Source organism: Streptomyces longispororuber (assembly GCF_024448165.1).
GTDB classification, from domain to species: Bacteria; Actinomycetota; Actinomycetes; order Streptomycetales; family Streptomycetaceae; genus Streptomyces; species Streptomyces longispororuber_A.
The window spans coordinates 46,632-68,456 of record NZ_JAMOLN010000026.1; the positions used below are offsets into that span (position 1 = coordinate 46,632).

The 21,825-nt window shown below is 71.2% G+C and carries 17 protein-coding genes and 1 pseudogene; 9 read left to right on the top strand and 9 right to left on the bottom strand.

Going from position 1 to position 21,825, the window contains the following annotated elements:
• Positions 1-3: 3 nt before the first annotated feature.
• A complete protein-coding gene (locus tag M4J07_RS10425; RefSeq protein WP_255970133.1) occupies positions 4-894 on the bottom strand; it encodes a LysR family transcriptional regulator in 891 nt (296 codons plus the stop codon).
• 135 nt (positions 895-1,029) lie between these two features.
• Between M4J07_RS10425 and M4J07_RS10430 the strand changes: the two are divergent.
• Together M4J07_RS10430 and M4J07_RS10435 are read left to right on the top strand one after the other, a co-directional pair.
• A pseudogene (locus M4J07_RS10430) lies at positions 1,030-1,476 on the top strand (nuclear transport factor 2 family protein); the annotation flags it as partial.
• A gap of 180 nt (positions 1,477-1,656) precedes the next feature.
• Positions 1,657-2,106, top strand: coding sequence for a GNAT family N-acetyltransferase (locus tag M4J07_RS10435; RefSeq protein ID WP_255970175.1), 450 nt, complete (start codon positions 1,657-1,659; stop codon positions 2,104-2,106).
• A gap of 12 nt (positions 2,107-2,118) precedes the next feature.
• On the opposite strand, the gene M4J07_RS10440 is transcribed toward M4J07_RS10435, so the two are convergent.
• The 6 genes from M4J07_RS10440 to M4J07_RS10465 form a co-directional block, all read right to left on the bottom strand.
• Positions 2,119-4,161 carry a beta-galactosidase gene (locus tag M4J07_RS10440; protein ID WP_255970135.1) on the bottom strand — a complete coding sequence of 681 codons (2,043 nt, stop codon included), beginning with the start codon at positions 4,159-4,161 and terminating at the stop codon, positions 2,119-2,121.
• Complete coding sequence (locus tag M4J07_RS10445) at positions 4,158-4,844, bottom strand: hypothetical protein (protein WP_255970137.1); 687 nt, start codon at positions 4,842-4,844, stop codon at positions 4,158-4,160. The genes M4J07_RS10440 and M4J07_RS10445 overlap by 4 nt, the downstream gene beginning before the upstream one ends.
• Positions 4,841-6,331 carry a GH39 family glycosyl hydrolase gene (locus tag M4J07_RS10450; RefSeq protein ID WP_255970178.1) on the bottom strand — a complete coding sequence of 497 codons (1,491 nt, stop codon included), beginning with the start codon at positions 6,329-6,331 and terminating at the stop codon, positions 4,841-4,843. Before M4J07_RS10450 ends, M4J07_RS10445 begins: the two co-directional genes overlap by 4 nt.
• Positions 6,332-6,360: 29 nt before the next feature.
• Positions 6,361-8,016 carry an ABC transporter substrate-binding protein gene (locus M4J07_RS10455; RefSeq protein ID WP_255970139.1) on the bottom strand — a complete coding sequence of 552 codons (1,656 nt, stop codon included), beginning with the start codon at positions 8,014-8,016 and terminating at the stop codon, positions 6,361-6,363.
• A gap of 63 nt (positions 8,017-8,079) precedes the next feature.
• The gene (locus M4J07_RS10460; protein WP_255970181.1) at positions 8,080-8,952 is read right to left on the bottom strand and encodes a carbohydrate ABC transporter permease; all 873 of its coding nucleotides are present in this window, start codon (positions 8,950-8,952) and stop codon (positions 8,080-8,082) included.
• A gap of 59 nt (positions 8,953-9,011) precedes the next feature.
• Positions 9,012-9,998: an ABC transporter permease gene (locus tag M4J07_RS10465; RefSeq protein ID WP_255970141.1), complete on the bottom strand. Its 987-nt coding sequence runs from the start codon at positions 9,996-9,998 to the stop codon at positions 9,012-9,014.
• A gap of 184 nt (positions 9,999-10,182) precedes the next feature.
• On the opposite strand from M4J07_RS10465, the gene M4J07_RS10470 reads away from it, so the two are divergent.
• From M4J07_RS10470 to M4J07_RS10500, 7 genes are all read left to right on the top strand, one after another.
• Positions 10,183-11,181 carry an acetylxylan esterase gene (locus tag M4J07_RS10470; RefSeq protein WP_255970144.1) on the top strand — a complete coding sequence of 333 codons (999 nt, stop codon included), beginning with the start codon at positions 10,183-10,185 and terminating at the stop codon, positions 11,179-11,181.
• A gap of 132 nt (positions 11,182-11,313) precedes the next feature.
• Positions 11,314-12,372, top strand: a complete 1,059-nt coding sequence (locus M4J07_RS10475) for a LacI family DNA-binding transcriptional regulator (protein ID WP_255970147.1) — start codon at positions 11,314-11,316, stop codon at positions 12,370-12,372.
• Positions 12,373-12,519: 147 nt separating this feature from the next.
• A complete protein-coding gene (locus M4J07_RS10480) occupies positions 12,520-13,827 on the top strand; it encodes an extracellular solute-binding protein (protein WP_255970151.1) in 1,308 nt (435 codons plus the stop codon).
• Between the two features lie 6 nt (positions 13,828-13,833).
• Positions 13,834-14,823 (top strand): carbohydrate ABC transporter permease, encoded by a 990-nt coding sequence (locus tag M4J07_RS10485; protein WP_255970154.1) that lies wholly within the window; start codon positions 13,834-13,836, stop codon positions 14,821-14,823.
• Between the two features lie 77 nt (positions 14,824-14,900).
• Positions 14,901-15,665, top strand: coding sequence for a carbohydrate ABC transporter permease (locus M4J07_RS10490; RefSeq protein WP_374215020.1), 765 nt, complete (start codon positions 14,901-14,903; stop codon positions 15,663-15,665).
• A 56-nt stretch (positions 15,666-15,721) separates the two neighbouring features.
• Positions 15,722-17,950, top strand: a complete 2,229-nt coding sequence (locus M4J07_RS10495; protein ID WP_255970160.1) for a glycoside hydrolase family 3 N-terminal domain-containing protein — start codon at positions 15,722-15,724, stop codon at positions 17,948-17,950.
• 169 nt (positions 17,951-18,119) lie between these two features.
• Positions 18,120-19,220 carry an endo-1,4-beta-xylanase gene (locus M4J07_RS10500; RefSeq protein ID WP_255970163.1) on the top strand — a complete coding sequence of 367 codons (1,101 nt, stop codon included), beginning with the start codon at positions 18,120-18,122 and terminating at the stop codon, positions 19,218-19,220.
• Positions 19,221-19,246: 26 nt separating this feature from the next.
• On the opposite strand, the gene M4J07_RS10505 is transcribed toward M4J07_RS10500, so the two are convergent.
• Together M4J07_RS10505 and M4J07_RS10510 are read right to left on the bottom strand one after the other, a co-directional pair.
• A complete protein-coding gene (locus tag M4J07_RS10505; protein WP_255970166.1) occupies positions 19,247-20,026 on the bottom strand; it encodes an MmyB family transcriptional regulator in 780 nt (259 codons plus the stop codon).
• Positions 20,027-20,200: 174 nt separating this feature from the next.
• The coding region (locus M4J07_RS10510; protein ID WP_255970169.1) for a DEAD/DEAH box helicase at positions 20,201-21,825 on the bottom strand (1,625 nt) is incomplete at its 5' end.

Below are 21,825 nucleotides of genomic sequence, written 5' to 3' on the forward strand. Positions count from 1 at the left end.
CGGTCAGCTCCCGAGCAGGTGCAGGGCGGCCTCGCCGAAGGCGCGGACGCGGGCGGTCGCCGCGTCCGCCCGCCACAGGAGGGCCCACTCCAGCGGCGGTGCGTCGTCGATGGGGACGTAGGCGACGTCGGGGCGCGCGTAGTAGCGCCGGACCTGCGCCCCGACGACGAAGGTGCCCTGGCCCGCGCCGATGAGGGTGAGCATCTCGTTGAACGTCGCGGTCGCGGGGCCGCGCTCGATCGGTCGGCCGGACGGCGTGGTGCGCGGCGTGCGGTGGAGGCGCAGGGACTCCGGCACCGTGGCGGGCAGCTCGAAGACCCGCACCCGGGCCAGGTCCTCCAGGGACAGGGACGTGCGCCGGGCGAAGGGATGGTCCGACGGGACGGCCAGCATGCGCGCCTCACGCACCAGTACGGGACCCGAGACGACGTCGGGTTCGTCCACGGGGACCTCGGCCAGCGCGATGTCGACCTCGCCCTCCCGGAGCCAGGGAAACACGTCGGCCATCTGGGCCTCGCGGATCCTGACCTCGCAGGCGGGTTCCCGGCCGCGGAACAACTCGGCTGCCCCGGAGAGCAGTTGACCGCCCGCGGCACCGACGAAGGCGACGTCCAGCGTGCCGGTGAAGCCGCGGCCCGCGTCGACCGCCCGGTTGAACGCGGCAGCGATCAGGGACCAGGCCGGCCGGACCTCCTCCGCCAGCCGCCGGCCGACCACCGTCAGCTCCACGCGGCGGCTGGTGCGGTTGAACAGCGGCACGCCGACCCGGCGCTCCAGCCTGGCGATGGTCTGGCTGACCCGGGTGGTGGAGAGGTGCAGACGCTCGGCGGTCCGGCCGAAGTGCAGCTCCTCCGCCAGTGTCAGGAAGGCGTCCAGTTCGTGCCGCTCCAGCATCGCGCCCCCGCATCATGAACCGCGCATCGTGAACCCGGACTTCACGATCATCGCACAGACCGGTGTTGATCGGCCGTCTCGTCCGGCGAAGGTCGATACAGCTCGACAACGCATCTGACCTGCACGGGAGTCCTTATGTACGTCACTGATGACCACGCCGTGTCCGCCCCGGCCCCCGCCGTCGACAAAGTCGTCGCGGAACTACGGGACCGGGCGGAGATCCTCGACGCGCTGTACCGGTTCGGCCTGGGGCAGGACCTCAAGGACCCGGATCTGTTCGCCTCCTCGTTCACCGTCGACGCCGAGCTGGACTTCGCTCCGGCGGCGGCGAAGTGGGGCGGGCGGCCGCCCCTGATGGTCGGCCGGGACACGATCGTCACCACCATCCTCGGCCTGTTCACCGGCCGGGTGGACACCACCCATCAGGTCACCAACCCGCGCATCTCCGTCGACGGCGACACCGCGCACCTGACCGCGCTGGTGGAGGCCCAGCACCTGCTCACCGCCGACCGCGGGACCTTCGCCCTGCTGAAGAACCCCTACGCGGTGGAGCTGGTCCGCGACGGAGACCGCTGGCTGATCCGGCGGATGCGGATCGACAACGCCTGGTACACCGGCGACCCCGTCGCGATCTTCGCCGGCGATGCCGGTGACACCAGCGATGCCAGAGACGCCAGCGACTCCAGCGACTCCAGCGATACCGGCGGCGCCACCACCGGTTCGCCGCGCGTCCGTGCGGCGACCGAGGAGGACTGGCCCGCGATGTGGGCGTTCATGGAGGGCATCGTGCGCGCCGGGGAGACCTTCTCCTGGGATCGCGGGACCACCGAGGAGCAGGCCCGGGTCATGTGGTTCCCCCAGCCCCCGGGACACACCTTCGTCGCCGTGGGCACCGGCGGCGAGATCCTCGGCACCGCCAACAGCGTCCGCAACCACCGCGGCGGTGCGTCGCACATCGCCAGTGCCAGCTTCATGGTGGACCCGGCGCACTCCGGGCAGGGCGTGGGACGGGCGCTCGGTGAGCACGTCCTCGCCCAGGCGCGGGCCGACGGCTTCCGGGCCATGCAGTTCAACGCCGTCGTGGAGACCAACACGAGGGCCGTCGCCCTGTGGCGCTCGCTCGGCCTCCAGGTGCTGGGCACCCTCCCCGAGGGCTTCCGGCACCCGGTGCACGGATACGTGGGACTGCACGTGATGCACCGGGCGCTGTGAGGGGGCCGCGTCTCACTCCAGGCGCAGTACCGCCACCCCCAGCGGATCGAGCGCGAGCGGGTCGCCGCGGTCGGTCCGCTTGCCGGTGAGCAGGTCCGTGCCGGTGGCGTGCGCCGTCAACTCCACCGCTTCCGCGGTGTGGTTGAGGAGGAAGAGGAGGGTCCGGCCGTCCGGGGCGATCCGGTGCGCTGTCTCGACGCCGGCGTGCTCCGCGTACGGTCCGACCAGGCCGTGCCGGTCCAGGACGCGGCGCACCACCCACTCGGTGCCCGCGTCGTCCAGATGGGTCGCCACGTACCAGCCCTCGCCGCCGCGCCGGCCGAACCGGTTACGGGTGACGGCGGGGGAGCCCGCGTAGAAGTCGGACGTGTAGGTGCCGACCGGTTCCGCGACGCCCATGGGCGTGACGATCTCGAAGACGAGGCGGCCCGCGGCTTCCCTGCCCGACTCCCCGTCGCCGAGCCGGACCGGGTTGGTGACGTCCGCCGGGCGGGAGTCCCACTCGTCGACGCGGACGCCGGTCAGCGGGCCGAGCGGGCCGGGGACGTCCGTGAGGAACGCCCGGTCGTGCTCGTCGCCACGCCCCGACAGGAACGTCGTCACGACGGTGCCGCCCCGCTCCGCCACCGCCTCCAGGCGCTCCGCGAGGTCACCCTTCACCAGATGCAGCACCGGCGCGAGCACCACGTCGTACGCCGACAGGTCCGCGGTCACCGGGACGACGTCGACGTCCGCGCCCGCCGCCCGCGCGGCCCGGTAGTAGGCGTGCACGACGTCCTGGTACTTCACGAGCCGCGACGGGCCGTCCGAGATCTCCAGCGCCCACCAGCTGTCCCAGTCGAAGAGCAGCGCGGTCCTGGCCGGGGTGCGGGCGCCGAGCGTCGCTGCTCCCAGCTCCGCCAACTCCGCGCCCAGGGCGGCCACTTCGCGAAAGACGCGGGTGTCGTCGCGGCCCGCGTGGCCGATGACCGCCCCGTGGTACTTCTCGCACGCGCCCCGCGACGCCCGCATCTGGAAGTACAGGACGGCGTCCGCGCCGTGCGCCACCGCCTGCCAGCTCGCCAGCCGCAGCTCGCCCGGCCTGCGCAGCGGGTTCACGTCGCGGCACGCCGTCGTCGACGGCGTCTGCTCCATCAGCCAGAACGGCGCGCCGTCCTTGAGGCCGCGCATCAGGTCGTGGGCGAGCGCGGGCACGGTCGGCGGCGCGTCCAGCGGCGGATAGCTGTCCCACGACGCGAAGTCGAGGTGCGGCGCCCAGCGGTGGTAGTCCAGTGGCCGGAACATGCCCATGAAGTTGGTGGTCACCGGTGTGCCGGCGCTGTGGGCGCGGATCGCCTCCTTCTCGGCGAGGAAGCAGCCGAGGAGCGCGTCCGTCATGAACCGGTGGTAGTCGAGCGTGATCCCCTGGAACGCGGTGTGGTCGGGCCCGCGCCAGTGCTCGGTGAGCGCGCTCGGCGGCTCGATCTCGGCCCAGTCCGTGTAGCGGTGCGACCAGAAGGTCGTCCACCAGGCGTCGTTGAGGACGTCGAGCGTGCCGTACTTGTCGCGCAGCCAGTCCCGGAACGCGTCGGCGCACATCCCGCAGTAACAGGCGCCGCCGTACTCGTTGTTGATGTGCCAGGCGAGCAGCGCCGGGTGCGCCGCGTAGCGCTCCGCGAGGCGCCCCGCCAGCTCGGTGGACAGGCGCCGGTACGCGGCGGAGCTCGGGCAGAAGTTGTGACGCTGCCCGTACCCGTGCCGGCGGCCCTCGAAGTCCGTCCGGTTGACGTCCGGGTACGCCCGGGCCAGCCACGGCGGGAGCGCGGCCGTGGCCGTGGCGAGGACGACCCGGCGGCCCTCCGCCGCCGCACGGTCCAGGATCCGGTCCAGGACCCCGAAGTCGTGGACGTCCTCGGCGGGTTGGAGCAGCGACCACGCGAACACGCCCACCGTGAGCGTGTCGATCCCGGCCTTCGTGAACAGCCGGTGGTCCGCGTCCGCCACCTCCGCGGGCCACTGCTCCGGGTTGTAGTCCCCGCCGTACGGGATCTTCGGGGTGCCGGGTGCGCCGCTCATGCGGTGAACTCCTCCGTGGTCTCGGTGATCATCGGGCGGCTGGTGCGCAGCAGGGAGAGCAGCAGCGGCGGGGCGAGCAGCAGGGCGAGGACCTCCGTGAACCAGAGCGTCACGGCGCCCGCGACGACCAGGGCGCTCAGCGCCCCGACCGTCGCCCCGCCCCGGCGGAGCATGAAGTAGGCGGCGAGGCGCGCCGTGTCCGCCGTGCGGAAGCGGAAGAGGGCGAGCAGCACCAGGGAATTGGCACCCCACAGCACGGCGCCCACCCCGGTCAGTGCGAGCAGCCCCGCCCACCAGCCGGGCAGTCCCGTGGCCGCGAAGTGGGTGAGGGTGTAGGCGATGACCGTCAGCCAGGCCAGCAGCGGGACCCAAAGGCGCAGCGCAGCCGCCGAGTTGAGGCGCAGACCGCGCAGGTACGCGCGGGCCGGACGCAGCTCCGTCAGGTCGTGACTGCGGTGGTGCAACGCGTACAGCGAGGCGGCGAGGGCGGGGCCGAGCGGCACCAGGCACAGTGCTGCCAGCGGCAGCGTGCCCGGGGCGCCACCGAGCAGGAGCAGGCCGAGACCGCCGGGAGCCACCGTCAGGAGGAGCAGCACCTCGACCGTCAGGAGGGTGTGGACCAGGGCGCAGGCCCGCGACAGCGGGCCCGCGCCGAAGTGCGCCGCGGCGGTGCCGGTGCTCACCAGGGTCCGCCGCCGAGCAGGCGCCCCTCGTCCCACCAGGGCGGCGACTCCTCCACGACCGGCTCGACCTCCACCAGCGTCACCTCGTCGGGCCGCAGGGTGATGTCGAGGGTCGCCCGCGACTCCCTTACGGGGAGCCGGAGGTGGGAGCGGCCGGGTTCGGCGGCCTCGTGCAGCAGGTCCAGCTGACGCGGACGGGGCGAGCGCGGGCTGCCCATCCGACGCCATGCCGTGTACGCGTTGCCGCGGTCCTCGTCCACGTGCGAGCGGTGCACGAAGACCTCGTCCCCGTCGGCCGGCACCGACAGGCGCACCGTGTGGCCGTCCGCGCCGGCCGCCGCCCACGCCAGGACCGCGATCCGGCCGTCGGGGTGCCGCGTGACGAGGTGGTCGTCGCCGCGCGCGAGCACCTCGTCGCCGAGGCGGGCCATGAACGCGTACAGGTGGTAGGTGGGCTTCTTGACCTGGCGGTGCGTCAGCAGCCCGAAGCCGCCGTGGAACAGCGCCGTCGGCACCCCGGCCTCCTCGAACATGTCGCTGAACGTCCAGTACGAGAAGGAGTCCACGAGATCGCCGCCCGCGGCCACGACCGGCGCCAGGTAGGCCGCGTTGTACGCCGTGTCGTGGATGGGGTTGTCCGGGCAGTACGACGAGTTGAACTCCGTGATGTGCAGCGGGAGTTCGCCGAGGCCCGTGCCCTTCAGCTCCTGTCGTGGCGCCGCGAACTGCTCCAGGAGCCGCTCGGCCGGCGCGAGCGTCTGATAGGAGCCGAACGGCACGCGCTGGGCGGGGCCCGAGGTGTACGCGTGCCGGGACACGAAGTCGACCGGCAGGTCCCGCTCCGCCACGAACTCGGCGAACCGTGCCAGCCATCCGTCGTCCGCACCCGGCGAGACCCCGGGCCCGCCCACCTGGAGCGACGCGTCGACGTCCTTCACGGCGAGTGCCGTCGTCTCGTACAGCCGGTGGTAGGCCGCCTGGTCCGCGTCCTGCCAGAAGATCGGCAGGTCCGGCTCGTTCCACACCTCGATCGGCCAGGTCCGCACCTCGTCCAGGCCGTACCGGTCGACCAGGTGCGCCACGGTCGCCCGCACCAGGTCCGCCCACTCCCGGTGCGAGGACGGCGGCGTCACGTTGCCGCCCCACCAGAAGACGGTCTGCTCGCCCGACGCCAACTCCCGTGGCATGAAGCCGAGTTCGAGGAACGGGCGGATGCCGATCTCCAGGTAGGCGTCCACGATCTGGTCGACGTACGTGAACGCGTGGTGCACGCGTCGCTCGCCCTGCCACTCGTACGGCCGGTACACGCCCACGTTGTCGCTGAGCAGGCCGTGCCCGCGGATGTGCCGGAACCCGATGTCACGCTGGATCAGGGCGAGGGAGTCCTGGTAGTCGCGGCGCAGGGCCAGGTCGAAGCGGCCCGTGCCCACACACGCGCGCCAGGCGTCGCCGAGGCGGCCGACCGGCTCGGCCGGGACGTGGATCACGGCGGCAGAGGTGGAGGAGGAGGGGGAGGTCACCCGTTGTCCTTCCGGTAGCGCTCGTAGGCCTTGGTGTGCAGATCGGCGAGGCGGTCGCTGTTCTTCGCCTTCGCCTCGGCGACGTACGCCTCCCACTGGGACATCGGACGCTTGCCGAGCACGAACTTCAGCATGTTCTGGTTCATGTGGTCCTTGAGAGGCGTCTCCCAGAGCGTCACCTGCTCCTGCTCCGCCGACTCCAGCGGGTGCGGCGGAGCGATCGGCAGCTGCTTCCGCTCGGCCATGGCGTCCTGGAACTTCTTCTCGTCCGGGCTGAACGACGACGACACCAGCTCCCAGCTGCCGCCGTAGGTGAACACGCCGTTGAAGAAGCCGAAGTCCTTCTGCAGGTCCTTCGGCGCCTTGGGGTCGGAACCCATCAGGGAGATGCCGGACTTCAGCGCGTACGAGTCGCCGGACTTGGTGTACGTGACGCCCTCGACGCCCCACTTGCAGAAGGCCTGTCCCTCGTCCGAGTACCAGAGCCAGTCCAGGAACTGCATCATCGCGACGAAGTTGTCGCTCTTGAGCGCCTTGCTGGAGACCATCACCCCGTTCTCCAGGCGGATACCGTCCAGGACCACCGGACCGGCGGGGCCCACCGGCACCGGGATCATCTCGATCTTCGCGCCCTTGACCTGCTTCTCCAGGTTGAAGCGGTAGTTCTGCACGAGCTCCTGCGGATTCGCGCTGATCGCGAACGACTTCTCGCCGAGGAGCTTCTTCACCGCGTCGTCATCGGTCTGCGTGAAGCTCTCCGGGTCCAGGAGCTTCTCGGCGACCAGCTTCCGCAGGTACTCGACGACCTGGCGGAACTGGTCGGTCGTGCCGGTGTAGACGAACTTCCTCGCCTTCCGGTCGAAGGTGACGTTCTCGTAGGTCCAGCCGGCGTGGATGCCGTGGGCCTGGCCGAGGTAGCTGACCAGTGCGGCCGCGGGGTAGACCGTGTTCGTGCTCCAGCGGTCCGTGAGCGGATAGCGGTCGGGGTACTCGTCCTTGAGCGTCTTCAAGGTGTCGTACACCTCGTCCCAGGTGGTCGGCAGGGAGGCGCCGATCTTCTCCAGGACGTCGGTGCGGAAGGCCATCGAGTAGCCGGACTTGGGCTTCTCGTGCAGCCCCGGCAGCAGGTAGTACTTGCCGTCGGACTGGCGGATGGAGTCCAGCTCCGGCTCCAGATTCCACTTCTTGACCTTGTCGCGGAAGTTCGGCATCAGGTGCACGTACTCGCTGACCGGCAGGATCGCGCCCGACGACACGAACGCGACCTCGGAGGGGTGGTACGTCTTCGGGATCAGGAACGGCGCGTCACCCGAACCGATCAGCAGGCTGCGCTTCTTCTCGTAGTCGCTCAGGGGCACGTCGACGGGCTTCAGCGTGACACCGGTGCGCTTGGTGAGCTCCTGCCAGAAGAGCCAGTCCTTCTTCGTCGGATACACCGGGTTGTTGTTGTGCAGCAGGGAGATCGACAGCGCCTTGGTGGCCTTGAACTGCTCACCGGCGCGGTAGTTCTTCATCGCTCCGTCCTGCTTCTTCGACAGGTCCTTGGAGTCGCCGCCGTCGTCACCGCTGCCGCAGCCGGTGAGGGCCGAGAGACCCGCGAATCCCGCCGCGGCCAGGAGCGACCTTCTCGACAGCTGACCATGGTTCGTCACGTGAACTCCCTTGCTGAGTAAGGCCGGTGGGGGTGGTGAGGTGGGAAAGACGGGCGAGTGGGGTCAGCCCTTGACCGCGCCGAGCATCACGCCCGAGACGAAGTACCGCTGCACGAACGGGTAGACGGCGAGGATCGGCAGCGCCGTGAGCACGATGGTCACCGACTGGATGTTCGCGGCGGCCTGCGACAGCTGATCGGTCCCGGCCCCCGCGTTGCCGCCGGTCGTGGCGCCCGCGATGAGGTTGCGCAGATAGACCGTGGCCGGCATCAGCTCGGTCCGGTCCATGTAGAGGAACGCCGAGAACCACGAGTTCCAGAACGACACCGTGTAGAAGAGCAGCATCGTCGCGATGACGGCCTTCGACAGCGGCAGCACGATCCGCCACAGGATCCCGTACGTGCTCAGCCCGTCGATCTGGGCGGCCTCCTCCAGCTCGCCCGGCATGTTCTCGAAGAACGCCTTCATCACGAGGAGGTTGAAGACGCTGATCGCGTTCGGCAGGGCGATCGCCCAGATCGAGTTCTTCAGGCCGAGGCTGGTGATCAGTACGTAGTTGGGGATCAGGCCGCCGGAGAAGAACATCGTGAACACGGCGATCCCGATGAGCGCCCCGCGCCCGCGCAGGTCCTTCTTCGACAGGACGTACGCGTAGACCGTCGTCAGCGTCATGGCGACGACGGTGGAGACGACCGTGTAGAGCACGGTGTTCCCGTACGAGCGCCAGAACGTGCCGTCGCCGAAGACGATCCGGTACGTGGTGAGGTTGAAGTCCTTCGGCCACAGCGTGACCTCGCCCGCCCTGATCTGCCGCTCACCGCTGAAGGAGCGGGCGATGATGTTGAGGAAGGGGTACAGGGTGACGGCCACGACCAGGGTCAGGACGATGCCGTTGACGCCCTGGAAGACGCGGTAGCCGCGGGTCGGCCGGTTCACCGAGGCACGGCTCACCGCGGCACGTTTCACCGAGGCACGGTTCGCCGGTACGCGTGCGTTCACCACAGGCTCGTCCCCACCGTCTTGCGCGACATCTGGTTCGCCGACGTGATCAGTACGAGGCCGATGACCGCCTCGAACAGGCCGATCGCCGCGGCGTAGCTGAAGGAGTTCGACTCGATGCCCGTGCGGTACAGATACGTCGAGATGACGTCGGCCGTCGGGTACGTCAGCGGGTTGTAGAGCAGCATGATCTTCTCGAAGCCGACCGCCATGAATGTGCCGGTGTTCAGGATCAGCAGCGTCATCATGGTCGGGCGGATGCCGGGCAGCGTCACGTGCCAGGTCTGCTGCCAGCGGTTCGCGCCGTCGATGCGGGCGGCCTCGTACAGGTCGTCGTCGATGGTGCTCAGCGCGGCGAGATAGAGGATCGTGCCCCAGCCGGCCGTCTGCCAGACCTCGGAACCGACGTAGATCGTCCGGAACCACTCGGGCTCCTGGATGAACCGGATCGGGTCGTGCCCGAACGTCGTCAGGGCGTGGTTGACCGGGCCGTCCGTGGCCAGCATCTGCATCGTGATGCCGGCGACGATCACGATCGACAGGAAGTGCGGCAGATACGAGACCGACTGAACGAAACGTTTCAACGCGGTGCGGCGGACCTCGTTGAGCAGCAGCGCCAGGACGATCGGCACGGGGAAGCAGAACAGCAGGGTCAGCAGACCCATCCAGAGCGTGTTCCGGAAGACCTGCCAGAAGGCGGGGTCGCTGAGGAACATGTCCACGTAGCGAAGGCCCACCCACTCCTCGCCGAGGATCGAGCCGCCCGGCTCGAAGCGGCGGAAGGCGATGACGTTGCCGATCATCGGCAGATAGCGGAACACGAGGAAGAACAGGATCGGCAGGACCGCCAGGGAGTACAACTGCCAGTCGCGGCGCACTGCTTGGCGCCAGGTGCGCTTGCCCGACGGGGTGCTGTGCGGCGGTGGCGGGTCCTGGGCGGGTTCGGTTCGGGGCGGGCTGCCCGTCGTGGTGGACGTACTCATGCAGGGCCTTTCGTCACACGGGCATGCTCGGGAGCGCGCTGTGGCGCTCAAGGGCAGGGAAAGGCGGACCGAGAACTTTCAGGAATCTTCCGGTAACGTCGCCGCAACCTAAAGCCGCTCCCGACCCCTGTCAATGGGGGCTGCCGCCACGGGAGTTGCACCCCCGACGCGCTGTGAGGTGCCCGTGCCCGCCTTCGACCTCCCGCTCGACCAGCTGGAGCGCCACCGCCCCGAGCCGGACGAACCCGCCGACTTCGACGCCTTCTGGCAGACCACGCTGAAGTCCGCGGCGCACCCCGAACCACTGATCGGCGCCGAGCGGATCGAGACCGGCCTGACCCTCGTCGAGAGCTGGGACGTCACCTTCCGCGGCTTCGGCGGCGACCCCGTCCACGCCTGGTACACCCGGCCCGCGGACACCCCCGAACTCCTGCCGGGCGTGGTGGAGTTCGCCGGGTACGGGCGTGGCCGCGGTATGCCGCACGAGCGCCTCACCTGGGTGAACGCCGGATACGCGCATCTGCTCATGGACAATCGCGGGCAGGGCGACCAGTACGGCAACGGCGGCGCGACCCCCGATCCGCACGCGCACGCCGCCGGCGGCCCCGGGCCCGCCGTGCGCGGGCTGCTCGACCCGCACGACTTCCACTACCGGCGCCTGATCACCGACGCGGTGGGCGCGGTCGCCGCGCTGCGCGCCCTGCCGGGCACCGATCCGGCGCGGGTCGCCGCCGTCGGCAACAGCCAGGGCGGGGGAGTGGCCCTCGCGGTCGCCGGACTCGTCCCGGATCTCGCGGCCGCGCTGATCACGGCGCCGCTGCTGTGCGGCATCCGGCGCGCCCTCGACCTCACGGACGACGGGCCCTACGGAGAGATCGCCGCCTACCTCGCCGTGCACCGGGGCGCGGAGGACGCCGCCTACCGGACGCTCTCGTACGTCGAGGGCATCTCGTTCGCCCGCCGGGCCCGCGCGCCGCTGCACCTGGGCGTCGGCCTGCGCGACACGGTGTGCCCGCCGAGCGGCGCGTACGCCGCGTACCACCGCTACGGCGAACTCACCGGGGAGGCCCCCGAGCGGGAGATCCACGCCTACCCGTTCAATGGCCACGAGGGCGGCGACGCCGTGCACGTACGACGTCAACTCGCCTGGCTGCGTGGGGTACGGGCGGCGCGGAACGCGTAAGTTCGAGGCCGGACGTTCGGCCGGTCGGACAGAGTGCCGACGCGTCCGGCGTGCGGTTGACGGCATGACCTACGGTTTTCCGGAAGGCGTCCGGAGATCTTTCGGGCGCACGGTGTGATGGAGGTGGGGTACGTGGCCCGCGACGGCGGCAAGGGCAAGGCAGCCACGCAGAGCGCGGACGGGCCGGGCAAGGTGACGATCACCGAGATAGCGCGGGAGGCCGGCGTCTCGGTCCCGACGGTCTCCCGGGTCGTGAACGGGCGCTCCGACGTGTCACCGGCCACCCGGGCCCGGGTGGAGGACCTGCTGAACCGGCACGGATACCGACGGCGCCCGCCCGCGCCCGGTGACCGGGCGGCCCTGCTCGACCTGGTCTTCAACGATCTGGACAGCCCCTGGGCCGTGGAGATCATCCGCGGTGTCGAGGAGGTCGCGCACGAGGCCGGCGTGGGCACCGTGGTCTCCGCGATCCACGACCGGGCGGGTGCCGCGCGGCAGTGGATGACCAATCTGCGGGCCCGCGCGTCCGACGGTGTGATCCTGGTGACGTCCGTGCTCGAACCCGGCCTGCACGAGGAGCTCCGGCGCCTCGGCGTGCCGTTGGTGGTGATCGATCCGGCGGGATCGCCCGCGACGGACGCGGCGACCGTGGGCGCCACCAACTGGGCGGGCGGGATGGCGGCGACGGAGCACCTGCTCGGGCTCGGACACCGCCGGATCGGGTTCATCGAGGGCCCGCCCCGGCTGCTGTGCTCGCGGGCCAGGCTCGACGGCTACCGGGCCGCGCTCGACGTGGCGGGGGTGCCGGTCGAGGACGGGCTGATCGTGCCCGGCGACTTCTACCACGAGTCCGGATTCACCGGCTGCAACGCGCTGTTGGACCTGGCCGCACCACCCACGGCCGTCTTCGCCTCCAGCGACCAGATGGCCCTGGGCGCGATCGAGGCGCTGCGCCGGCGGGGTCTGCGGGTGCCCGAGGACATGAGCGTCGTCGGCTTCGACGACCTGCCCGAGGTGCGCTGGTCGGCGCCGCCGCTCACCACGGTCCGCCAACCACTCGCGGAAATGGGCAAGTTGGCGGCCCGCTCCGTCCTCGACCTCGCCCGGTCCGTCGCGCCCGCCTCGCCGCGCGTCGAGCTGGCGACGGAACTGGTGGTCAGGGCCAGTACGGCGGCGCCGCGCGAGGTGTAGCGCCGGCCGCGATCCGAGCAGAACCGGGGATTCCGTCTCGGGGTGTCAACTGCCTTTTTTGTCAAGGCCGTTGACACCCCGTTTCCCTTTCCGTAGCTTCCGTGGCCGTCTCCCGATAATTATCGGATCGCTTCCGGAAGGTGCGCCATGCGAGCCACTGCTCCGTTCACGTTCTCCCGCCGTCGTTTCCTCGGTACCGCCTCGGCGGCCGGTCTCGGGGCCGCCGCGCTCACCGCGTGCGGCGGCTCCGACTCCGACGGCGGGAAGGACAGTTCGGGCCGGACCGTCGTCGAATGGTGGAACATCCAGACCACGGAGCCGTCGAAGAGCATCTGGCCCGAGCGGGCGAAGGCGTTCGAGGCCAAGAACCCCAAGGTGCGCATCAAGCTCGTCACGCTGGAGAACGACGCCTACAAGTCGAAGATGACGGCGCTGACCAGCTCCGGAAAGCTTCCGGACATCTACCACACCTGGGGTGGCGGAGTCCTCAAGCAGCAGATCGACGCGGGCCTCGTCGAGGACCTCAGCGAGCCCGTCAAGACCACGCTGGACACGATGGTGCCCGCCTCGGTCAAGCCCTACCAGTTCGACGGCAAGACGTACGCGATGCCCTTCGACATCGGCGCCGTCGGCTTCTGGTACAACAAGGCGCTCTTCAAGAAGGCCGGCATCAGCGCGCCGCCGACCACCTGGGACGACTACCTCGACACGGTCAGGAAGCTGAAGTCCGCGGGCATCACGCCGATCGCCCTCGCGGGCAAGGAGAAGTGGCCCGGCATGTACTTCTGGTCGTACCTGTCGATGCGGATCGCCGGGGTCGACGGCATGCAGAAGGCCGCCGACGCCAAGGACTTCACCGGCGACGACTTCGTCAAGGCGGGCGAGCACCTCAAGGAACTCGTCGCGCTCAAGCCGTTCCAGAAGGGGTTCCTCGGCGCCGCCTACTCCACCCCGAACGGGGAGGCCGCCACCATGGGCAACGGCAAGGCGGCCATGGAGCTGATGGGCCAGTGGGCGCCCGTCGTGCAGGCCGACGCGGGCAAGGGCATCGGCAAGGACCTCGGCTTCTTCTCCTTCCCCTCGGTGGCCGGCGGCCAGGGCGCCGTCACGGACGTGTTCGGCGGAGGCGGCGGCTACGCGGTCCGCAAGGGAGCGCCGAAGGCCGCCGTCGACTTCCTGAACTTCTTCATGACGGCCGAGTCCGACCGCATCCTCGTCTCCAAGGCCAACATGATCCCGGTCGTCAAGGACGCCACCAGCGCCCTGACCGACCCGAACCTCACGGCCGTCTCGGACATGCTCGGCAAGTCCACCGGCTTCCAGCTCTACCTCGACCAGGCCTACCCGCCGGCCGTCGGGCAGGAGATCAACGACTCCACCGCCGCCCTCATCGCCGGATCCAAGTCGCCCGAGCAGGTGGCCCGTTCGGTCACCCAGGTCGCCAAGAGCCAGTAAGAGACGATGACTTCGACCTTCGTAGAGGACGCGCGGGACGCCACCGTCGAGGCGCCGGGCGGCGCACCCGGCAACCGGCGCCCGCTCGTCCGGCGCGTCACCGACTGGCTGACCGCCGTCTCCTTCACCCTGCCCGCCCTGATCCTGTTCGGCGCGCTGGTCCTCGCCCCGATCATGTACGCGCTGTACGTCAGCCTCTTCAACTGGGGCGGGTTCGGGTCTCCCACGGACTACACGGGACTCGACAACTACAGCCGTCTGATCAAGGACCCGGTCTTCCTCGGCGACCTGTGGCGCGGTCTGCTCCTGGTCGGCTTCTCGGTGCTGATCCAGCTGCCGTTCGCGCTCGCCATGGCGGTCCTGCTCAACCAGAAGCTGCGCGGACGCGCCGTCTACCGGATGCTGTTCTTCGCCCCGTACGTGCTGTCCGAAGTGATCACCGGCGTCCTGTTCTCCATGATCTTCGCGCCGGACGACGGGCTCGCCGACAAGGTGCTCGGCGCGATCGGCCTCGACGGACTCGGCGGGCTCTGGTTCGCCGACCAGTCCACCGTCATGCCGACCCTGTTCCTCGTCATGACGTGGAAGTACTTCGGCTTCCACATGATGCTCTACCTGGCCGGGCTCCAGGGCATCCCGGCCGAACTGCACGAAGCCGCCCGCATCGACGGCGCGAACGCCTGGGAGCGCTTCCGGTACATCACCCTGCCGCTGCTCGGACCGACCGTCCGGATCAGCGCGTTCCTGTCGGTCATCGGCGCCATCCAGCTCTTCGACCTGGTGTGGGTGACGTCGGCGGGCGGCCCCGACCACGCCTCCGAGACCATGGCCATCACCCTGTTCCAGTACGGGTTCAAGCGCTACCAGATCGGCTACGCCAGCGCGCTCAGCATCGCGCTGTTCCTCATCAGCCTCGTCTTCGCCATCGCCTACCAGCGCTTCGTGCTGCGTCGCGACACCGAAGGAGCCCTCACGAACATGCGAGCCACCCGATGAGCGCCCCCGACGCGGTGGGCCGCCGGCGCTTCGGCAAGGTGCCCCTGTACCTGATCGTGTGGCTGGTCGGCATCGTCATGGTGACGCCGCTGCTCTACGCCCTCGTGTCCGGTTTCAAGTCCACCGACCAGCTCTCCAGCAACCCCTTCGGCCTGCCCTCGCCGTGGGTGACGTCCAACTACACCGACATCCTCGCGTCGAGCTCCTTCTGGCGGATGCTCGGCTCGTCCACCCTGGTGGCCATCGGCACGACCGTCCTCACCGTGGGGGCGGCGGCCCTCGCCGCGTTCTCCCTGGCCCGGTTCGCCTATCGGGGGCGGGAGCTGCTGTTCACGCTCTTCACCATGGGCCTGATGTTCCCGTTCGCGGTGGCGATCCTGCCGCTGTTCATCCTGCTGCGCACCTTCGGGCTCCTCGACAATCCGTGGGGGGTGATCCTGCCGCAGGCCGCGTTCGGCCTTCCCATCACCATCGTCATCCTGCGCGGCTTCTTCCGGCAGATCCCCGGCGAACTGGAGGAGGCGGCCACCCTCGACGGCTGCTCCCCGTTCGGCTTCTTCTGGCGGATCCTGCTGCCGATGGCCCGTCCGGCGCTCGGCACCGTGTCCGTCCTCGCCGTGGTGAGCAGCTGGAACAACTTCCTGCTGCCGCTCCTGGTGTTCAGCAACGAGACCTGGTGGACGATCCCGGTCGGCGTCCAGCAGTTCCAGGGGCAGTACGCCGCCGACATCGCCCGTGTCTTCGCCTACCTCGTCCTCGCCATGGTGCCCGCCCTCGCGTTCTACGCGGTGGCCGAACGGCAGCTCATCGGGGGCATCACGATGGGCGCCACCAAGGGCTGAGCCGCAGCGTCGCGGATTCGCCACCACCCCTGCACGTACCGCACTTGAGGAGTTCCATGGTCCAGCCCTGGCAGGACACCAGCCTGCCCGCGAAGGTCCGGGCGGCCGACCTGCTCGCCCGGATGACCAGCGAGGAGAAGAAGGCCCAGCTCTGCAGTGTGTGGCTGGGCGCCGACATCGACACCGACACCGCCGCCGTGGCGCCCGGACAGCACACGTACGTCGCCGAGAGCGCGGTCCTCGACGCCCTGCTCCCGCACGGTCTCGGCCAGCTGACCCGGCCCTTCGGCACCGTCCCCGTCGAACCGGCCGAAGGCGCGGCCCGGCTCGCCGAACTGCAGCACCGGATCCGCGAGGGCAACCGGTTCGCCGTGCCCGCGCTCGCCCACGAGGAGTGCCTCACCGGCTTCGCCGCCTGGCAGGCCACCGTCTTCCCGACGCCGCTCGCCTGGGGCGCCACCTTCGACCCGGCCCTGATCACCGAGATGGCCGAGGCCATCGGCACGTCCATGCGCGCGGTCGGCATCCACCAGGGTCTCGCCCCCGTCCTCGACGTCGTACGGGACCCGCGCTGGGGCCGCACGGAGGAGTCCATCGGCGAGGACCCGTACCTGGTCGGCACCATCGGTACCGCCTACGTGCGCGGTCTGGAGGCCGCCGGCATCGTCGCCACGCTCAAGCACTTCGCCGGGTACTCGGCCTCGCGCGGCGCCCGCAACCACGCACCCGCCCCGCTCGGCCCGCGCGAGCTCGCCGACGTCATCCTGCCCCCGTTCGAGATGGCGCTGCGCGAGGGCGGGGCCCGCTCCGTGATGGCCGCCTACAACGACATCGACGGTCTTCCCGGCCACGCCCACGCCGGCCATCTCACCCGACTCCTGCGGAACGACTGGGGGTTCACCGGCACGGTCGTCGCCGACTACTTCGGCATCGCGTTCCTGGAGTCCGCCCACAAGATCGCCGCCTCCGAGGGGGAAGCAGCCCGGCTCGCCCTCGCGGCCGGCGTCGACGTCGAACTGCCCGCCGCGCGCTGCCTGCCCGCCGCCGACCGCGTCCCCGAGGACCTGCTCGACCGCGCTGCGCTGCGCGTCCTCACCCAGAAGTGCGAACTCGGCCTGCTCGACCCGGGCTGGGAGCCGGTCGCCGGGGAGGCGCCCGTCGACCTGAACCCGCCCCAGATGCGGGACCTGGCCCGGACGGTGGCGCAGGAGTCCGTCGTGCTGCTCGCGAACGAGGGGGGCGTGCTGCCGCTGGCCGACGGGGTGCGCATCGCCGTGGCCGGGCCGCTCGCCGACGAACAGGCCGCGATGCTCGGCTGCTACACGTTCCCGCGGCACGTCGGCGTCAACCACCCCGAGCTCCCCGCCGGGGTCGAGGTGCCGACGTTCGCCGAGGCGCTCCGCGCGGAGCTGCCCGGCGCCGTCCTCCGCGACGACCCGGCGGACGCCGACGTGTGCCTGGCCGTCGTCGGTGACCGCTCGGGTCTGTTCGGACGCGGCTCCTCCGGTGAGGGCTGCGACGCCGAGGACCTTCAACTGCCCTATGGGCAGGCCGAGATGCTGGACGAGGTGTTCCGCTCGGGTGTGCCCGTGGTCCTGGTCGTCCTCAGCGGGCGGCCCTACGCGCTCGGCCGCTGGGCCGACCGCGCCGCCGCCGTCGTCCAGGCGTTCTTCCCGGGGCAGGAGGGCGGCCCCGCCGTCGCCGGAGTCCTGTCCGGGCGCGTCGAGCCCTCCGGGCGGCTGCCGATCGGCGTGCCGCGCACTCCCGGCGGCCAGCCCGCGCCGTACCTCGCGCCGCCGCTCGGCCGCCGCGGCGATCCCAGCAACGTCGACCCGACCGCGCTCTACCCGTTCGGCCACGGCCTGTCGTACACCACGTTCGCCTGGGACACCCCGCAGTGCGACGCCCCCGAACTGTCCACCGACGGCGAGGCCACCGTGCGCCTCACCGTCCGCAACACCGGCGACCGCCCCGGCACCGAGGTCGTCCAGCTCTACCTCCACGACCCGGTCGGTACCGTCGCCCGGCCCGAGGTGCGGCTCGTCGGCTACGCCCGCGTCCCGCTCGACGCGGGGGCGAGCGCCGAGGTGCACGCCACGTTCCCGGCGGACCTCGCCGCGTACACCGGCGCCGACGGCCGCCGGGTCGTCGAGCCGGGCGCCCTGGAACTGCGGGTCGCCGCGTCCAGCGAACGCGTCCACCACACCGTCTCCCTCACCCTCACCGGGGCGGAGCGGGAGGTCGGGCACGAGCGGCGGCTGCGCTGCGAACTGCGCGTCAAGTAAACCGCCCCCTCCCTGAGGCACCCCGAACCGCCGGGCGTCACGACGTCCCTGTGGCGCCCGGCCCACGAACGAACGGCGCACCGGCCGGTGCGCCGATGCCCTGCCGCGCAAGGACAACGATCCGCCCCTCCCCGCGAGTCGGGATCTCATCGAGCTGAGGAGCCGCACCATGCGCACGTCCACCCGATCCGCCCGCAGCACCCGCACCAGATCCGCCGCCGGCGCCGCCCTCGCGGCGACGGCCCTGCTGCTCGGCCTCGCCGCGGCCCCGTCGGCCCAGGCGGACGCCGATGCGAAGCACCCGGCACGGACGCTCGACGACCTGGCCCGGGAGAGCGGCCGCTACTTCGGCTCCGCCGTCGACAACCCGGAGCTCGCCGACACCGCGTACGCCGACCTGCTCGGCCGCGAGTTCGGCGCCACCACCCCCGGCAACGCCATGAAGTGGTACGCCACCGAACCCCAGCGCGGCGTCTTCGACTTCGCCCCGGGCGACGAGATCGTCGACTACGCCCGGGCCAACGGACTGAAGGTGCGCGGGCACACCCTGCTGTGGCACAGCCAGCTGCCGAGCTGGCTCACCGAGGGCACCTGGACCGCCGACGAACTGCGCTCGATCCTCAAGAACCACATCACCCAGGTGGTCAAGCACTACCGCGGCAAGGTCTTCGCCTGGGACGTCGCCAACGAGATCATGAACGAGGACGGCACCTACCGCGAGAACATCTTCTACAAGACCATCGGCCCCGGCTACATCGCCGACGCGCTGCGCTGGGCCCGTGCCGCCGACCCCAAGGTCAAGCTGTACCTCAACGACTACAACGTCGACGGGCTCGGCGCGAAGTCGGACGCGTACTACGCGCTGATCAAGCAGCTCAAGGCGGACCGCGTCCCGATCGACGGCTTCGGTCTGCAGGGTCACCTGGCGCTCCAGTACGGGCTGCCGGCCGGCATCGAGGAGAACCTCCAGCGCTTCGCCGACCTCGGCGTCGACGTCGCGTTCACCGAGCTCGACATCCGCATGATCCTGCCCGCGGACGAGGCGAAGCTGGCCCAGCAGGCCGACTGGTACGGCCAGGTCACGAGCGCCTGCCTCGCCGTGAAGCGGTGTGTCGGCATCACCGTGTGGGGCTACTCCGACCGGCACTCGTGGATCCCCGCCGTCTTCGACGGCGAGGGCGCCGCCCTGCCCTGGGACGAGGACCTGCGGCACAAGCCCGCCTACGACGCGATCCGGGCCGCCCTCGTCGCCGGCGCGAAGAAGCACTGACCGCGCGCGGTACCCGAAGGGCGATGTCAGTGGGCGTGCGCCGTGCCGCCGATCAGATGGGCGGCGTGGTGCACGACCAGCTGCAGTCCGCCGGGCAGCCGGGACGTCGTCACCAGGATCGACGCCTCGCCGTACAGCGGGTGCCGCAGCCTGCGCGGGTACGCCTCCGCGGGCAACCGCGGCGCGCGGCGGCGCCACAGCCGGGCGCCGGCCGGGTCCGCGGCGATCCGGCCGGCCAGGGTGCGCAGGGCCGGGTCGGCCGGGATGTGACCGAGGGCCGCGCGGACCCGGGCGACGGCGTCGGCGCGGACCTCGTCGATGTCGGTGAACCGTTCCGCCGCGTCCCCGGTGAAGAGCCACAGGACCAGGTTGCGGTCGCGGCGCGGCGTCCGCGCGGGGTCGGTGAAGAGCCGGGCCACCGCGGCGTTCGCCGCGAGCACGTTCCACGCGTGGTCCGTGATCAGGGCCGAGTTCGGGTCCATCAGGTCGATGTGCGCGACCTCCTCGACGGTCGGCGCGCGCCGCTCGACCAGGTCGTACGGGGTCACGCCCGGCTCCGCCGTGAGCAGCAGGAACGTCTCGCGCAGCGCACCCGTCATGCCCAGGACGTCCGCCACCGTCTTGAGCCGGTCGAGCGCCAGGCCGGGCGGGACGCCGTGCTCCAGGTCGGCGTACGGGCGTGGGGCGAGCCCCACGGCGCGGGCGGCCTGCGCCACGCTCAGGCCGAGGGCCTGCCGCCGCTCGGCCATCAGCTCCCGCAGCGCCCACCGACGTCCGTCGTCACCGTCGAGGTCGTCGGCTGTCATGGGTTCCCCCTCGTCTGCGCTGCCCGTAGGGGCGGATGGTGCGGGCGGCTGGCGCGGATGCGGACATGGGTGATGATGCGGAGCGGCGGGGGGACGGTTCACCGTCACGGGTGGTTATCACCCGGAAGTGGCGTTCCTTGCGCGGGCGTTCGAGTCCGGGGGTGTGAACTGCGGCTACGGGGGCGGTTGTTCGGGCGCCGGGGCGGGCGGTGACTGCGGAGCGTGTCCGGAGGCGGAGCCGTCCGGTCCGTCGGCCAGGCCCAGGCGGGCCTGTTCCTCCTCGACGATGCGGCGGGCCAGATCCGTGTCGGAGACGTCGAGGGCGTCCGGGGTCGCCTCGGCCACGGCGCTGCGGCGGGCGTACGCGTCGAAGAGGCGGGCCTTGTCCGTCAGTATCCGGACCATGCGCTCGTCCACGCCTCCGGGAGCGAGCAGCCGGTGCACGCGCACCGGGCGGAGCTGGCCGATGCGGTGGGCCCGGGCCACGGCCTGGTGCTCCAGGGTCGGCTTGATCTGCGGCTCGCACAGGATCACGACGGAGGCCGCCTGGATGTTGAGGCCGAGCCCGGCCGCCTGGATCTGGGCCACCAGGACCGCGGGCCCGGCAGCTGCCGAGAACGCGTCGACGAGCGCCTGCCGGCGGGCGGGCGGGACCGCGCCGGTGAGCGGGCCGAACACCGGGCCGTCCGCGCCGGCTTCGAGGGCCCCGTGCACCGCGTCCAGGACGTCCCGGAAGTACGAGAACACCACCACCTTCAGACCGTTCTCGGCGGCCTCCCGGACCAGGTCGCGCAGCCGCCGCAGCTTCGCCGACCCCTCCGGGTGTGCGTACGCGGCGCGGCGCATCGCCATGAAGTTCCCCGCGCGGACCGCGTCCCGGTACGCCGCCTCGTCCCGCTCGCTCGGCTCCTCCCACTCGTCGGTGTGCTGGAGACTGGGCAGCTCCGTCAGCACGTCCTCCTGGTTGCGCCGCAGATAGACCGGCGCGACCGCCTTGCGGAAGGCCACCGAGCCCGCGAGTCCGGCATCACCGTCGAGCCGGTCCGCGAGGCCGGCGTCGAGCAGCCGGACTAGGCCGCGGAACTCGGCGACCCGGTTCTCCATCGGCGTACCCGTCATGAGGAGCACCCGCTCGCAGCGCGCGGCCCACTCGGCGACGGCCCGGGCTCGCAGGGTCAGCGGGTTCTTCACGGAGTGCGCCTCGTCGACGACCAGCATCCCCAGCTCCCCGCCACCCGGCACCGGGAACCCGCGCAGCGCGTCGAACGTCGTGACGGCGACCCCGCCCCGCCCCTTCCAGTCGGCGAACGCGTCCGCCCGGCCGGGCCCGTGCAGCGGGACGGCGCGCAGGGCGCTGCGCGCCTCGATCTCCCGGGTCCAGTTGACGAGCACGCTCGCCGGGCAGACGACCATGAAGTGGCTCTGCCCCTCGGCCACCAGATGCGTCAGCACGGCGATCGCCTGCACCGTCTTGCCGAGCCCCATCTCGTCGCCGAGGACGACGCGCCGCCGGGCGAGCGCGAACCGCGCCCCGAACGCCTGGTAGCCGCGCAGCGACACCTTCAGCCGGTCGTCCACCAGGTGCTGGCCGTGGACCTGCCCGGCGATCCCCTCGGGCAGGAACCCTTCGACGGCCGCCGTGTCGGGCGCCCGCCCGCTGATCTCGCCGAGCAGACCGTAGTACTCGGCCGAACGCAGCTCGAAGTCGACCCACGCGGCGACGTCCGACGCCGGCCCGCGCAGCAGGTCCACGGACGCCTGGGCGAGCAGTCCCCCGGTGCCGGCCCGCTCCGCCTCCC